This window comes from Streptomyces sp. NPDC059582, from assembly GCF_042735715.1.
Lineage (GTDB): Bacteria > Actinomycetota > Actinomycetes > Streptomycetales > Streptomycetaceae > Streptomyces.
In genome coordinates this window covers 1-14,575 of the sequence record NZ_JBHWCC010000007.1, presented here as the reverse complement: position 1 = coordinate 14,575, position 14,575 = coordinate 1, and the positions used below count along the sequence as shown (strand labels likewise).

Annotated in this window: 11 protein-coding genes; 6 read left to right on the top strand and 5 right to left on the bottom strand. The window is 70.8% G+C overall.

Annotated features, from left to right (window positions below; translation table 11 throughout):
* The first annotated feature begins 175 nt into the window (after window positions 1–175).
* Window positions 176–1,567: a cation:dicarboxylate symporter family transporter gene (locus ACFV0T_RS08665; protein WP_385775959.1), complete on the top strand. Its 1,392-nt coding sequence runs from the start codon at window positions 176–178 to the stop codon at window positions 1,565–1,567.
* Window positions 1,568–1,586: 19 nt separating this feature from the next.
* Here the strand turns inward: ACFV0T_RS08665 and ACFV0T_RS08660 are convergent, their stop codons facing one another.
* A complete protein-coding gene (locus tag ACFV0T_RS08660; protein WP_385775957.1) occupies window positions 1,587–2,204 on the bottom strand; it encodes a TetR/AcrR family transcriptional regulator in 618 nt (205 codons plus the stop codon).
* A gap of 120 nt (window positions 2,205–2,324) precedes the next feature.
* On the opposite strand from ACFV0T_RS08660, the gene ACFV0T_RS08655 reads away from it, so the two are divergent.
* From ACFV0T_RS08655 to ACFV0T_RS08635, 5 genes are all read left to right on the top strand, one after another.
* Window positions 2,325–4,133, top strand: coding sequence for an MFS transporter (locus ACFV0T_RS08655; RefSeq protein WP_385775955.1), 1,809 nt, complete (start codon window positions 2,325–2,327; stop codon window positions 4,131–4,133).
* An 84-nt stretch (window positions 4,134–4,217) separates the two neighbouring features.
* Window positions 4,218–5,015: a DUF2127 domain-containing protein gene (locus ACFV0T_RS08650; protein WP_385775953.1), complete on the top strand. Its 798-nt coding sequence runs from the start codon at window positions 4,218–4,220 to the stop codon at window positions 5,013–5,015.
* A gap of 29 nt (window positions 5,016–5,044) precedes the next feature.
* Window positions 5,045–5,473: a MerR family transcriptional regulator gene (locus ACFV0T_RS08645; RefSeq protein WP_385775951.1), complete on the top strand. Its 429-nt coding sequence runs from the start codon at window positions 5,045–5,047 to the stop codon at window positions 5,471–5,473.
* A gap of 7 nt (window positions 5,474–5,480) precedes the next feature.
* Window positions 5,481–5,822: a thioredoxin family protein gene (locus tag ACFV0T_RS08640; protein ID WP_385775949.1), complete on the top strand. Its 342-nt coding sequence runs from the start codon at window positions 5,481–5,483 to the stop codon at window positions 5,820–5,822.
* Between the two features lie 202 nt (window positions 5,823–6,024).
* Complete coding sequence (locus ACFV0T_RS08635) at window positions 6,025–8,247, top strand: HelD family protein (RefSeq protein ID WP_385775947.1); 2,223 nt, start codon at window positions 6,025–6,027, stop codon at window positions 8,245–8,247.
* Between the two features lie 95 nt (window positions 8,248–8,342).
* On the opposite strand, the gene glgB is transcribed toward ACFV0T_RS08635, so the two are convergent.
* The 4 genes from glgB to ACFV0T_RS08615 form a co-directional block, all read right to left on the bottom strand.
* Window positions 8,343–10,931, bottom strand: coding sequence for a 1,4-alpha-glucan branching enzyme (glgB, locus tag ACFV0T_RS08630; RefSeq protein ID WP_385775945.1), 2,589 nt, complete (start codon window positions 10,929–10,931; stop codon window positions 8,343–8,345).
* Between the two features lie 28 nt (window positions 10,932–10,959).
* A complete protein-coding gene (locus tag ACFV0T_RS08625; RefSeq protein WP_385775943.1) occupies window positions 10,960–12,348 on the bottom strand; it encodes a phosphotransferase in 1,389 nt (462 codons plus the stop codon).
* Between the two features lie 83 nt (window positions 12,349–12,431).
* Window positions 12,432–14,150 carry a maltose alpha-D-glucosyltransferase gene (treS, locus tag ACFV0T_RS08620; RefSeq protein WP_385775941.1) on the bottom strand — a complete coding sequence of 573 codons (1,719 nt, stop codon included), beginning with the start codon at window positions 14,148–14,150 and terminating at the stop codon, window positions 12,432–12,434.
* The coding region (locus ACFV0T_RS08615; RefSeq protein WP_385775939.1) for a DUF3459 domain-containing protein at window positions 14,147–14,575 on the bottom strand (429 nt) is incomplete at its 5' end. The genes ACFV0T_RS08615 and treS, both read right to left, overlap by 4 nt.

Below are 14,575 nucleotides of genomic sequence, written 5' to 3'. Positions count from 1 at the left end.
GTCGTCAGTGTGCCCCCCACGTTAAGCGTGAACTAAATGAACGGAAGGGTGACCGCCCTCACACAGGGGTGGATAGTCACGGCATCCCCCCATCCCCCGGGAGCGCCGCTCCCGACACTTCCCGGCCGTGAGCCGCACTCCGGGAAAGCCGACAAAGACGTCAAGGAGGGCAGCCGTGGCCGCCAGCACCCCCGATACGGCACCTGCCGCACCCGCAGCGAAGCGGGACCGCACGCACTACCTCTATCTCGCGGTGATCGCCGCGGTGGCCCTCGGCATCGTCGTGGGCCTGGTGGCTCCCGACTTCGCGGTCGAGCTCAAGCCGCTGGGCACGGGCTTCGTCAACCTGATCAAGATGATGATCTCTCCGATCATCTTCTGCACGATCGTGCTGGGCATCGGTTCGGTGCGCAAGGCCGCGAAGGTCGGCGCCGTCGGCGGTATCGCGCTCGGCTACTTCCTGGTGATGTCCCTGGTCGCGCTGGCCATCGGGCTGGTCGTCGGCAACGTCCTGCACCCGGGTGACGGACTGCACCTGACGGACGCGCTCAAGGCGACCGGGCACGACCAGGTGTCCGACGAGGCGCTGCCGCCCGTCGAGTTCGTCCTGTCGATCATTCCGACCACGTTCCTGTCGGCCTTCACCGAGGGGCAGGTACTCCAGACGCTGCTCATCGCCCTGCTCGCCGGCTTCGCGCTGCAGGCGATGGGCCCGGTCGGGCAGCCGGTGCTGCGCGGTGTCGAGCACATCCAGCGGCTCGTCTTCCGCATCCTCGCCATGGTGATGTGGGCGGCCCCGATCGGTGCCTTCGGTGCCATCGCCGCGGTGACCGGTTCGGCGGGCCTGGACGCGCTCAAGAGCCTCGCCGTGCTGATGCTCGGGTTCTACGTGACCTGTTTCCTGTTCGTCTTCGTCGTGCTCGGCGTGCTGCTGCGGGTCGTCGCCGGTCTGAACGTCTTCGTGCTGTGCAAGTACCTGGCCCGTGAGTTCCTGCTGATCCTGTCCACCTCCTCCTCCGAGTCCGCGCTGCCGCGGCTCATCGCGAAGATGGAGCACCTGGGCGTCAGCAAGTCGGTGGTCGGCATCACGGTCCCGACCGGCTACTCGTTCAACCTCGACGGCACGATGATCTACATGACCATGGCGTCGCTGTACATCGCCGACGCCCTGGGCACGCCGATGTCGATCGGCGAGCAGATCCCGCTGCTGCTGTTCCTGCTCCTCGCCTCCAAGGGCGCGGCGGGCGTCAGCGGTGCCGGTCTGGCCACGCTGGCCGGTGGTCTCCAGTCGCACAAGCCCGCGCTGGTGGACGGCGTCGGTCTGATCGTGGGCATCGACCGCTTCATGAGCGAGGCCCGTGCCCTGACGAACTTCGCGGGCAACGCCGTCGCCACCGTCCTGGTCGGCACCTGGACGAAGGAGATCGACACGGACCGGGTCCGGCAGGTGCTCGCCGGTGAGCTGCCCTTCGACGAGCGCACGCTGCTGGACGAGGGCGACGCCGGGGCCGGGGCCGACCTGCCCGAGCCGCGCGAGGGCGGCGAGAGGGAACTGGCCAAGGCGTAGCCGCGCGGCGCACCGGCGCTCATTCGCTCAGCTTCGTCACCAGCTCGGTGGCACGAGAGGCGGGTACGCCCGCCGCGGTCAGGATCGTGACCGCGGCGGAGCGGCCCGCCTCCTCGGTTCTCAGCAGGCCGTCGTTCACGGCCTCCATCAGCGCGAACAGCATCTGTTCGTGCACGTACGCGAGGGCGGGCGCCGGCAGCGGTGAGGTGAAGACCCGCTGGTCCAGGCCGCGCCGGAGCACCTCCACGCAGGCCTCGCGGACCGGGGTGAGCCGGTCCCGGATGCCCTGCACCGTGACGCTGCGCTGGGCCAGCGCGACGAGGATGCGATAGCGGTCGGCGACCGCCCACATCGCGAGCGTCGAGCGGGCCAGCGCCTCCGCCGGGTCCGCCACGCCGTCGCGGCCCGCCGCGTTCGCCGTCTCCACGGCCTCCACCGCGCCGTCGAGCAGCGTGCTGATCAGCGCCTCACGGCTGGGGAAGTGGCCGTACACCGTCCGCCGTACGACGCCGGCCGCGCGCGCGATCTGGTCCATGGACGCGTCGGGGTCGCGCAGCAGCTCGGCGAGGGCGACGTCGAGGATGCGGCGGCGGTTCGCGTCGGCACGACTGCTGTTACCCGTGGTCATGGCAGCCATTCTGCCCCTCTCCGCGACTTGCACAGTGGTGTGCAGAGTCGTAGATTGCACATCGTTGTGTAATTGCACTCCACTGTGCAACTACTTCGGACGTAGCGGAAGAGGAAGGCGACCCCGCCCATGCGACTCGTCATGAACGAACCGGTCGAGAGGATGGAGGGTCCCTACCGGCGGCGCTGGTGGGCGCTCCTCGTGCTCTGCCTGAGCCTGCTGATCATCGTGATGGCGAACACCGCCCTCACGGTCGCCGCCCCCGACATGACCCGGGACCTGGGCCTGTCGAGCGCGGACCTCCAGTGGGTCATCGACGGCTACACCGTCCCGTACGCCGCGCTGATGCTGCTGCTCGGCGCGATCGGCGACAAGTACAGCAGGCGCGGCGCGCTCGTCCTCGGGCTCGTGGTCTTCGGGGGCGGGGCCGTCGTGGGCTCCCTGGTCGACAGCTCCACGGGGGTCATCGCGGCCCGCGCGGTGATGGGCGTCGGTGCGGCGCTGATCATGCCCGCCACACTGTCCCTGCTCGCCGCGACCTTTCCGCGCGCCGAACGCGCCAAGGCGATCACCCTGTGGACCGCCACCGCCGGACTCGCCATCGCGGCCGGGCCGCTGGTCGCCGGGGCGCTGCTGGAGCGCCACGGCTGGTCCGCCACCTTCCTGATCAACGTGCCGATCGCCGCCGTGGCTCTCGTCGGCGCCCTCGTCCTCGTGCCGCCGTCGAAGGCCGCGCACCACCAGCGCATCGACTACGTCGGCGGACTGCTGTCGGTGGCGTGGATCGGCGCGCTCGTCTACATGATCATCGAGGGGCCGCACTTCGGCTGGCACGTCAGGGCGGTCACCGCGGCGGCCGTCGCCGGCGCGGGCCTGGCGGCCTTCGTCCTGTGGGAGCTGCGCCACCCGCGCCCGGTCCTGGACGTACGGCGCTTCGCCGACCGTCGCTTCGCGGGCTCGAACCTCGCCGTGGCCCTCTTCTTCCTCGCCGTCTTCGGCGCCTTCTACTACCTCACCCAGCACCTCCAGTTCGTCCTCGGTTACGACGCCCTGGAGACCGGCACACGCATGCTGCCGCTGGCCGGCGCCGTGTTCGTCGGCTCGGCCCTGACCGGCTACCTCACCCCGCGGGTCGGCATGAAGTGGACCGTGAGCGCGGGCATGGTCGGCGGCACGGCGGCCCTGGCCCTGCTCTCCCAGGTGGACTCGGGCTCGGCGTACGGCGATCTCGTCGCCCCGCTCGTCGTCCTCGGCCTCGCGATCGGGCTCGCCCTCTCGCCCTGCACGGACGCGATCATGGGCGCCTTCCAGGAGTCCGAGCTGGGCGTCGGCGGCGCGGTGAACGACACCTCGCTCGAACTCGGCGGCTCGCTCGGCATCGCCCTCCTCGGTTCGCTGCTGGCGACCTCGTACTCGGACCACCTCGCGGACGCCACGGCCGGCGGCGAGCTCCCGGCGGACACGCTGTCCACGGCCCAGGACTCGGTGGGCGCCGGGTACGCCGTCGCCCAGGGCATCGGCGACAAGGCGCACGCCCTCGCAGGACAGGCGGCACGCACCGGCGACCCGCAGCAGGCGGCCCAGTTGAAGGCGCAGGCGGAGCAGCTCGCCCAGGGCGCGCAGCGGATGGCGGACGCCGTCGGTTCGTCCTTCTCCGACGCGGTGGCCCACACCAGCCTCATCGGCGCGGTGATCCTGGGCGTCGGCACGGTCCTGGTCGCGGTCCTGCTGCCCAGGAAGGCGAGGACGGAGACGCCGGCCGAGGCCGGGGCGGAGGGGGAACCCGAGGCCGAGCCGGCCGCGGGGGAGCCGGATGTCGATCCTGCCGCGGGGGAGCCGGATGTCGAGCCCGCCGCGGGCGAACCCGCGGCCGAGCCTGCCGCGGGGGAACCCGAGGCCGAGCCGGCGAAAGCGGCCGAGACCGCCCGGGCGCACTGACCGGATTCTTACCGTCTTCTTAATCGCCTCCATTACCGTGCCGCGCCGATCGACTGGCGCGGCACGCACATGGAGGCACGGGGGATGAAGATCGACTGGGACCGGCGGACCTGCGCACGGCACGGTCATGTGACGTACGCGCCGGACGAAGCCGGACTGCGGCTGCGACTGCACGCCGAGACCGCCCTCGGCGACGTCTGGCGCTGTCTGCGCTGCGGCGATTTCGCCCTCGGCGAGCCGCACGGCACGGGCCCCGCCGACCAGGCACCGCTCGTCCCGCGCGGCAAGGTGCTGCGCGACCTGTTCATCCTGCGCTTCCTCGCGATCGAACGGGCCGTGCGCGGGGTGTTCATCGTGCTGGTCGCGGCGGCCGTGTGGAAGTTCAGCAACAGCCAGGACGCGGTGCGCCGGCTCTTCGACGAGTACCTCGACGTCTTCCGCCCGGTCTTCCGGCACTTCCACTACGACCTCGACCACTCACCCGTGGTCGGCACCATCCAGAAGGCGTTCGGCTACGAGCACTCGACGCTGGTGCTGGTGGCAGGTCTGCTGCTGGTCTACGCGCTGGTCGAGCTCGTCGAGGCGGTCGGCCTCTGGTACGCCAGACGCTGGGCGGAGTACCTGACCGTGGTCGCCACGGCCGCGTTCCTCCCGCTGGAGATCTACGAACTCACCGAGCACATCAGCTGGCTGAAGATCGCCACCCTGGTCCTCAACATCCTGGCCGTGCTCTACATCGCGCTCGCCAAGCGGCTGTTCGGGCTGCGGGGCGGGCGCCGGGCGTTCGAGGAGGAGCGGCGCAGCGCGTCGCTGATGGAGGTGGAGGAGTCCGCCGGGGTGCCGGTCCAGGCCGCGCGTCCGCAGGACGAGCGCTTGCCTTGACGTCGGCGTCAAGGCGTACGTTCGTCCGCATGCGAATCGGCGAGCTGGCCGCACGGGCCGGAACCACCACGCGGACGCTGCGGTACTACGAGTCGCGGGGGCTGCTGCCCGCGCGACGGGACGAGCACGGGCACCGGTCCTACGACGAGCGGGACCTGAAGCTGCTGCGGCAGATCAGGACCCTGCGGGACTTCGGGTTCGACCTGGAGGAGACCCGGCCCTTCGTGGAGTGTCTGCGGGCCGGGCACCCCGAGGGGGACTCGTGCCCGGCGTCGCTCGCGGTCTACCGGCGCAAGCTGGACGAGCTCGACGCCCTGATCGGCGAGCTGCGGGCGGTGCGGGCACTGGTCGGCGACCAGCTGGCGAAGGCCGAGCTGGCGCGGAACGGACTGGCCGCCGAGGCGCTGGTTCCGGGCGGTCCGGAACCCCGGTGCGAACTGGGAGGTCGGAAACGGTGATCAAACCATGATCAAGGCGGACGGCGTGACCGAGGTGACGGACGAGGACTTCGAGGCGGAGGTGATCGGCTCGGATCTGCCGGTGCTGGTGCAGTTCACGGCCGACTGGTGCGGGCCGTGCCGGCAGCTCGGGCCGGTGCTGAAGGGCATCGCCTTCGAGGAGGGGGACCGGATCAAGGTCGTCCAGCTGGACGTGGACCGCAACCCGCGGACCACGATCGCCTACGGCGTGCTGGCGACGCCCACGCTCATGGTGTTCCGCGCCGGTGAACCGGTGAAGTCGATGGTGGGCGCCCGGCCCGGCCGGCGGTTGCTCGAGGAGCTGTCCGACGTGCTCGAGGCGGGCTGAACACACGCGGTCCGACGGCCGCGGTAGGCGCGATATGCACGCAGTACACAAGAAATCCCCCGAGCAATTGCGCTCGGGGGATTTCCTTGCGTATATTCGATAATTCGCGACTTCAAGAGGAAAAGGTCGCGAAGAAGTTCACTGGCCACAGTGTATCCGCGCGGGAGCAGAATTGTCAAACACCGATTTTCCAGACAGTGAATTGCGGAGCGAGCAGGAATTCGTCGACGGCCTGTACGCGCGCGTGGACGCCCTGCGCGGGGACACCGAGGCAGGCGTCACGGACGCCCTCGCACAGGGCAACACGCCCATGCAGGCGCGGCTGGAGCGGGACATCCTGGTCGCCGAGCGATCGGGGCTGCTCGCCGCGCTCGACGCCGTCGACGGCTCGCTCTGCTTCGGCCGGATCGACCTGACCTCGGGTACGACTCACCACATCGGCCGCATCGGCCTGCGCACCGACGACGCCGAACGCACCCCGATGCTGATCGACTGGCGTGCGGACGTCGCCCGCCCGTTCTACCTGGCCACCGGCCACACCCCGATGGGCCTGCGCAGGCGCCGGCACCTCACCACCAGCGGCCGTACGGTGACCGCCCTGCACGACGAGATCCTCGACCTCGGCGACGCCACCCGCACCGGCCACGAGGACCCGACCGGCGACGCCGTGCTGCTCGCCGCGCTCAACTCCGCGCGCACCGGCCGCATGAACGACATCGTGCAGACCATCCAGGCCGAGCAGGACGAGATCATCCGGGCGCCGCACCGCGGGGTGCTGGTCGTCGAGGGCGGTCCCGGCACCGGAAAGACGGCCGTGGCCCTGCACCGGGCCGCCTATCTCCTCTACGAACACCGGGAACTGCTCGCCAAGCGCGCCGTCCTGATCGTCGGACCCAACCCCGCCTTCCTCGGCTACATCGGCGAGGTGCTGCCCTCGCTCGGCGAGACGGGCGTCCTGCTGGCGACGGTCGGCGAGTTGTTCCCCGGCGTGAAGGCGACCGCGACCGACACCCGCGAGGCGGCCGCCGTGAAGGGCCGCGCCGACATGGCGGACGTCCTCGCCGACGTCGTACGCGACTGGCAGGCGCTGCCCGACCCGGTGCTCGCGATCGAGCACGACCGCGAGGTCCTGATGCTCGACGACGGCCTGGTGCGGGTGGCCCGGGAGCGCACCCGCTCGGCCGGACTGCCGCACAACGTGGCGCGTGAGCACTTCGAGGGCCACATCCTCAACACGCTCACCGACATGGTCGCCGAGCGCATCGGCACGGACCCGTTCGACGGCACCAACCTGCTGGACCCGAGCGACATCACCCAGATCCGCGACGACCTCGCCGAGAACCCCGAGGTCTGGGCCGCCATCGACCAGCTGTGGCCGCGGCTGACACCGCAGCGCCTGGTCGCGGACTTCCTCGCCGACCCGGTGGGCTACGTCTCCGACGAGGACGCGGCCGCCGTCCGCCGTCCGGTGACCCGGGCGTGGACCGTCGCGGACGTACCGCTGCTGGACGAGGCGGCCGAACTGCTCGGCGTGGACGAGCGGGTGGCGCGGGCGGTCGCGGAGCGCGAGCGGGAGACACAGGTCGCCTACGCGCAGGGCGTGCTCGACGTCTCCTACGCCTCGCGCACCTACGAGTTCGAGGACATCGACGCGGAGGACTCCGAGGTCCTGTCCGCGCACGACATCATCGACGCCGAGCGGTTCGCCGAGCGGCACGAGGAGGACGACCACCGCAGCGCCGCCGAGCGGGCCGCCGGCGACCGGACCTGGGCGTTCGGGCACATCATCGTCGACGAGGCGCAGGAGCTGTCGCCGATGGCGTGGCGGCTGCTCATGCGGCGCAGCCCCACCCGCTCGATGACCTTGGTCGGCGACCCGGCGCAGACCGCGGAGGCGGCGGGCGTCGGCTCCTGGGGGAAGATCCTCGAACCGTATGTCGAGGACCGCTGGGTGCACACCCGCCTCGGCGTCAACTACCGCACGCCCGCCGAGATCATGGAGCTCGCGGCGGCCGTGGTGCGCGCCGAGCAGCCCGACTTCGAGCCGCCGAGTTCGGTGCGTTCGACGGGCGTACGGCCGTGGGTGCGCGCGACCGACGACCTGTCCGGCGCGGTCGCCGACGCGGTCAAGGAGCTGGCGCCCGCCGAGGGGCGGCTCGCCGTCATCGCCCCGCGCCATCTGCACCGGAAGCTGGCCGCACGGCTGGAAGGGGTGACGGCGGGCGCGCAGCCCGACCTGACCCGGAGCGTCGTCCTGCTCGACCCGCGGCAGTCGAAGGGGCTGGAATTCGACTCCGTGCTGGTGGTGGAGCCGGCGCTGTACGGCACCAGCGATCTGTATGTGGCCCTGACCCGGGCCACCCAGCGGCTGGGGGTGCTGCACACCGGCCGGCTGCCGAAGGCACTGGCCGTCCCCACCGCCTGAGGCGCGGTCGGCGCGGTACGTGTGCGGTGGGCGGATCCCACCGCACACGACCGCGCCGACCGGCGGTCACCGCGCGGCGCTCGAACCGGCGGCTCTCAGGCCGGCCGCAGCCACACCGTGGACAGGGGCGGCAGGGTCAGCCGGATGCTGGCCGGGCGGCCGTGCCAGGGCTGGGGCTCCGGCTTGACCGGGTCGGGGTTGGTGACGTCGCTGCCGCCGTACCTCGCCGCGTCGGTGTTGAGGCTCTCGTGCCAGGCGGGGACGTCGTCGGGGACGCCGAGGCGGTAGTCGTGGCGGACCACTGGGGAGAAGTGGGAGACCGCGAGCAGGGGTGAGCCCTCGGCGTCGTACCGCACGAACGCGACGACGTTGTCCTCGGACGCGTCGCCGACGATCCACTGGAAGCCGGCCGGTTCGGTGTCGCGCTGCCAGAGCGCCGGCGTGTGGCGGTAGACGGTGTTGAGGTCGCGGACCAGGTCGCGCACACCGCGGTGGTCGGCCTCCGCCCCGTACGCCGGGTCGAGCAGCCACCAGTCCGGGCCGTGCGCCTCCGACCACTCCGCGCCCTGGGCGAACTCCTGGCCCATGAAGAGGAGTTGCTTGCCGGGATGGGCCCACATGAAGCCGAGGTAGGCACGGTGGTCGGCGCGCTGCTGCCACCAGTCGCCCGGCATCTTCGACACCAGTGAACGCTTCCCGTGCACGACCTCGTCGTGCGAGATGGGCAGGACGTAGTTCTCGCTGTACGCGTACACCATCGAGAAGGTCATCTCGTTGTGGTGGTACTTGCGGTGCACCGGCTCGTGGCTCATGTACTCCAGCGAGTCGTGCATCCAGCCCATGTTCCACTTCAGGCCGAAGCCCAGCCCGCCGAAACCGCTCGGCCCCTTGTGGTGGGTGGCACGGGTGACGCCGTCCCAGGCGGTGGACTCCTCCGCGATCGTCACGACCCCCGGCGCCCGCCGGTACACCGTGGCGTTCATCTCCTGGAGGAACGCCACCGCGTCCAGGTTCTCCCGGCCGCCGTGCTCGTTCGGCACCCACTGGCCCGGCTCGCGCGAGTAGTCGAGGTAGAGCATCGAGGCGACCGCGTCCACGCGCAGCCCGTCGATGTGGAACTCCTCGCACCAGAACACGGCGTTGGCGACGAGGAAGTTGCGCACCTCACGGCGGCCGAAGTCGAACTCCAGCGTGCCCCAGTCGGGGTGCGCGGAGCGCAGCGGGTTCTCGTGCTCGTACAGCGGACGGCCGTCGAACTCGGCCAGGGCCCAGTCGTCACGCGGGAAGTGGGCCGGGACCCAGTCCATCAGGACGCCGATCCCCGCCCGGTGCAGGGCGTCGACCAGGTACTTGAAGTCGTCCGGGGTGCCCATCCGGGCCGTGGGCGCGTAGAAGCCGGTGACCTGGTAGCCCCAGGAGCCGCCGAAGGGGTGCTCGGCGACGGGCATCAGCTCGACATGGGTGAAGCCGAGGTCCTTGACGTACGCGGGCAACTGGTCCGCCAGCTGGCGATACGTCAGTCCAGGGCGCCAGGAGGCGAGATGGACCTCGTAGACGGAGAACGCGGCCTCGTGCGCCGGCGTGTCCCCGCGGTGCGCCAGCCACTGCGCGTCGTCCCACTCGTAGTGCGAGGCGTGCACGATCGAGGCGGTCTCGGGCGGGACCTGGGTGCGCCGGGCCAGCGGGTCGGCCCGCACGGTCCGTGAACCGTCGGGGCGGGTGATCTCGAACTTGTACAGCTCGCCCTCGCCGATGCCCGGCACGAACAGCTCCCAGACGCCGGACGAGCCCAGCGAACGCATGGGGTGTCCCGCGCCGTCCCAGAAGTTGAAGGAGCCCGTCACCCGCACCCCGCGCGCGTTCGGCGCCCACACGGAGAAGCGGGTTCCGGCCACGCCCTGGTGGGTCATCGGATCGGCGCCGAGCACCGTCCACAACTGCTCGTGCCGGCCCTCGCCGATCAGGTGCAGGTCCAGGTCGCCCAGCGTGGGCAGGAAACGGTAGGAGTCCTCGGTGTCCTGGACCGTTCCCTCGTACGCCACCAGCAGGCGGTACTCCGGGACGTCGGTCAGGGGGAGCAGGCCCGAGAAGAACCCGTCGCCGTCGTCGTGCAGTTCGGCACGCAGGTTCCCGGCGGCGATGGTCACGGACCGCGCGTACGGCCGGAACGCGCGGAAGGCCACACCGCCGGGCACCGGGTGGGCGCCCAGCACGGAGTGCGGGGCGTGGTGGGTGCCGTGCAGAAGACGCTCACGGTCGCCCGCGTCCACGGCGGGGGAGATGGCCAGGGGTATGGCCGAGGGGGCGGCCGCGGCCCTGGGCGCGGGGACGGTCTTCCCGGGGGTCTTCCCGGCGGCCTTCTTGACCGCCGCCTTCTTGACCGTGGCCTTCGCTGTCACGGCCTTCGCTGTCACGGCCTTCGCTGTCACTGCCCTCTCGACGACCGCCTTCTCGACGACCGCCTTCTTGGCGACGACCTTCTTGGCGACGACCTTCTCGTCGGCCGGGTGGTCGGCGGCCGTCTTCTTCGCGACCGCCTTCCGCGCCGTCGCCTTCTTCGTCACCGCTTTCTTCGCGACCGCCTTCTCGGTGGCCGCCTTCTTCGCCGCCGCCTTCTTCGCTGTCGTCGTCTCCTCGGCCGTCTTCTTCGGATGCGAACCGTTGGACGGGGGGCTGGGGGTCACGGACGGAGCCTCCTGGGCGAGGGTGAGGTCAGGACAGGTCGGGCGCGGCCAGACGGCGCACCGCGGACAGCGGGACCGGGAGCCAGTCGGGGCGCTGCCGGGCTTCGTACAGGACCTCGTAGACGGCCTTGTCCGTCTCGTAGGCCCGCAGCAGCACGGGGTCGGTGCGCGGGTCGCGGGCGCCGGCCTCGGCGTACCCGGTGCAGTAGGCGGCCCGGCAGGCGTCCGCCCATCCCGGCACCGACGGGCTCACGGAGTGCTCGGCGTAGTCGAAGGAGCGCAGCATCCCCGCGACGTCCCGCACCGTGGGCTGCGGCATCCGCCGCTCGGTCAGCGGCCTGGCCGGCTCGCCCTCGAAGTCGATCAGGGACCAGGCGCCGGACGGCGAACGCAGACACTGTCCGAGGTGCAGATCGCCGTGGATGCGCTGGGCGGTCCAGGTCTGGCCCTCGGCCGCCAGGTCGGCCAGCGCCTCGAAGGCGGTGCGCAGACCGGGTGCGTACGGGCGTAACGCGGGCACCGCCTGCGCGGTCGCGTCGAGCCGCTCGATCATGCCGTCGGCCATCGGGCGCAGCTGGGCATGCCCCAGGGTCACCGTGGGCAGCGCCCGGGCCAGCGCGGTGTGCACCTCGGCCGTGGCGCGTCCCAGGGCCCGTGCCTCGGCCACGAAGTCCTCGCCCTTGGCCAGCTCGCGCAGCGCCAGCTCCCAGCCGTCCGACGCGCCCTGCACGAACGGCTGGAGCACGCCCAGGACGTACGACTCGCCGGACAGCTCGGCCCGTAGCCAGGCCGTGGGCGCCGGTACCCGCGCGCAGCCCTCGCGGGCCAGGGCGAGCGGCAGTTCGAGGTCGGGGTTGGTGCCGGGCACCACCCGGCGCAACAGCTTGAGAATGAACGTATCTCCGTATACCACCGACGAGTTGGACTGCTCGGCGGTCATCACCCGCGGTACCAGACCGGTGCGTATCTCCTGGCTCCGGTCCCGCTCGAAACGCAGCCCGCCGATGCGGGCCTGGGAGCGCAGGGCCTCCAGGAGCACATCGGCGGGCCGGGGGTCGTACAGGGCCTCGTACACCGTCCGTCCGGCGAGCGGCCCCTGCGTCACATGTCCGATCAGCGCGGGCGCCAGCCGGGGCGGCAGCGCCTCGCGCGCGCCTATCAGGAGCTGGTAGCAGTCGCCGGGCTGGGCGGGGGCACCCAGCGTGGGCGGCTGGTGGGCGCGCACCAGCAGGTGGTAGAGGCCCAGCGAGCCGTGCGCCGGCAGCAGCTCGGTGGCCGCGACCGGCGAGAACCCGGTGACCGGACGTCCTTTGCCCGCGAACCAGCGCTGCCGCGGCAGCCACTCCCGCAGCAGTGGGTCCAGGGACGCAAGAAGGCCAGGGTCTGTGGTTGCGGTGCGCGTGACGGCTTCCGACATGGGTCGCGTCCTTTCCCCGGGGGGCGGGGTGTTACTGATGCGTGCCCCGGGCGGGGCGGTGGAAACCGCCCCGCCCGGGGCTTCTAGGCGGCGTCCTTGCGGAGCCGGAACCAGTAGAAGCCGTGCCCTGTCAGGGTCAGCAGGTACGGCAGTTCGCCGATGGCCGGGAAGCGCACCCCGCCGAAGAGCTCGACCGGGTGCCTCCCGTGGAACGCCCGCAGGTCCAGCTCGGTCGGCTGGGCGAAGCGGGAGAAGTTGTGCACGCACAGCACCAGGTCGTCCCCCTGGTCCTCGGTCGCGGGGGCCTCGCGCAGGAAGGCGAGCACGGCCGGGTTGGAGGACTGCAGCTCGGTATAGGACCCCAGTCCGAAGGCAGGATTCTGCTTACGGATCTCGATCATGCGGCGGGTCCAGTGCAGCAGGGACGACGGCGAGGACATGGACGCCTCGACGTTGGTCACCTGGTAGCCGTAGACCGGGTCCATGATCGTGGGCAGGTACAGCCGCCCGGGGTCCGAGGACGAGAAGCCCGCGTTGCGGTCGGGGGTCCACTGCATCGGGGTGCGGACCGCGTCGCGGTCGCCGAGCCAGATGTTGTCGCCCATGCCGATCTCGTCGCCGTAGTAGAGGATCGGCGAGCCGGGCAGGGAGAGCAGCAGGGCGGTGAAGAGTTCGATCTGGTTGCGGTCGTTGTCCAGGAGCGTGGCGAGGCGGCGGCGGATGCCGATGTTGGCGCGCATCCGCGGATCTTTCGCGTACTCCGCGTACATGTAGTCGCGTTCTTCGTCGGTGACCATCTCGAGGGTGAGCTCGTCGTGGTTGCGCAGGAAGATGCCCCACTGGCAGCCGGCGGGGATCGCCGGTGTCTTCGCCAGGATCTCCGACACCGGGTAGCGGGACTCCCTGCGCACCGCCATGAAGATCCGCGGCATGACGGGGAAGTGGAAGGCCATGTGGCACTCGTCGCCGCCGCCGGCGTAGTCGCCGAAGTAGTCGACGACGTCCTCGGGCCACTGGTTCGCCTCGGCCAGGATCACCGTGTCCGGATAACTGGCGTCGATCTCCTTGCGCACCCGCTTCAGGAACTCGTGCGTGGCGGGGAGGTTCTCGCAGTTGGTGCCCTCCTGGGCGTACAGGTAGGGCACGGCGTCGAGGCGGAAGCCGTCGATGCCGAGGTCCAGCCAGAACCGCAGCGCCGAGATGATCTCCTCCTGCACCGCCGGGTTCTCGTAGTTGAGATCGGGCTGGTGGGAGAAGAAGCGGTGGAAGAAGTACTGCTTGCGGACCGGGTCGAAGGTCCAGTTCGACACCTCGGTGTCGACGAAGATGATGCGGGCGTCCTGGTACTGCTTGTCGTCGTCGGCCCACATGTAGTAGTCGCCGTAGGGGCCGTCGGGGTCCTTCCTGGACTCCTGGAACCACGGGTGCTGGTCGCTGGTGTGGTTCATGACGAAGTCGATGATCACGCGCATGCCGCGTTGGTGGGCGGCGTCGACGAACTCCACGAAGTCGGCGAGGTCGCCGAACTCGGGCAGGACGGCGGTGTAGTCCGAGACGTCGTACCCGCCGTCTCGCAGGGGGGACTTGAAGAAGGGCGGGAGCCACAGGCAGTCGACGCCCAGCCACTGCAGATAGTCGAGTTTGGCGGTGAGGCCCTTCAGGTCGCCGACGCCGTCGCCGTTGCTGTCCTGGAAGGACCGGACGAGGACTTCGTAGAAGACGGCGCGTTTGAACCAATCCGGGTCCCGGTCCTTGGCGGGAGTGTCCTCGAACGTGTCCGGAACGGGCTCGTTGAGCATCATTGTGTGGGTGACCCTCCGGTCTGCGGGGTGGACGGTCGCAGGACGGTGAGGACGTGCGCGGGCCGGTCGCCCGGTTCCAGGCGCACGTAGTTGGCCCTGCCCCAGTGATAGGTCTCGCCGGTGAGCTCGTCGCGCACCGGCACCGACTCGTGCCAGTCGAGGCCGAGTTGCGGCATGTCCAACGAGACCGTGGCCTCCTGGGTGTGGTGAGGGTCGAGGTTGACGACCACCAGAACCGTGTTCGAACCGTGCCGCTTCGAATACGCGATCACCGCGTCCTGGTCCACGGAGTGGAAGTGGATGTCGCGCAGTTGACGCAGGGCGGGGCTCCGCCGCCGGATGTCGTTGAGGCGGGTGATGAGGGGGGCGATGGTGCGGCCCTCGCGGGCGGCGGCGTCCCAGTCGCGGGGGCGGAGCTGGTATTT

Bases quoted from the DNA above. Each gene is read 5' to 3' on its own strand.
- ACFV0T_RS08625 (WP_385775943.1), bottom strand. From the start codon at position 12,348: ATGTCGGAAGCCGTCACGCGCACCGCAACCACAGACCCTGGCCTTCTT.
- ACFV0T_RS08660 (WP_385775957.1), bottom strand. From the start codon at position 2,204: ATGGCTGCCATGACCACGGGTAACAGCAGTCGTGCCGACGCGAACCGC.
- ACFV0T_RS08645 (WP_385775951.1), top strand. From the start codon at position 5,045: ATGCGAATCGGCGAGCTGGCCGCACGGGCCGGAACCACCACGCGGACG.
- ACFV0T_RS08655 (WP_385775955.1), top strand. From the start codon at position 2,325: ATGCGACTCGTCATGAACGAACCGGTCGAGAGGATGGAGGGTCCCTAC.
- ACFV0T_RS08640 (WP_385775949.1), top strand. From the start codon at position 5,481: ATGATCAAGGCGGACGGCGTGACCGAGGTGACGGACGAGGACTTCGAG.
- treS (WP_385775941.1), bottom strand. From the start codon at position 14,150: ATGATGCTCAACGAGCCCGTTCCGGACACGTTCGAGGACACTCCCGCC.
- ACFV0T_RS08650 (WP_385775953.1), top strand. From the start codon at position 4,218: ATGAAGATCGACTGGGACCGGCGGACCTGCGCACGGCACGGTCATGTG.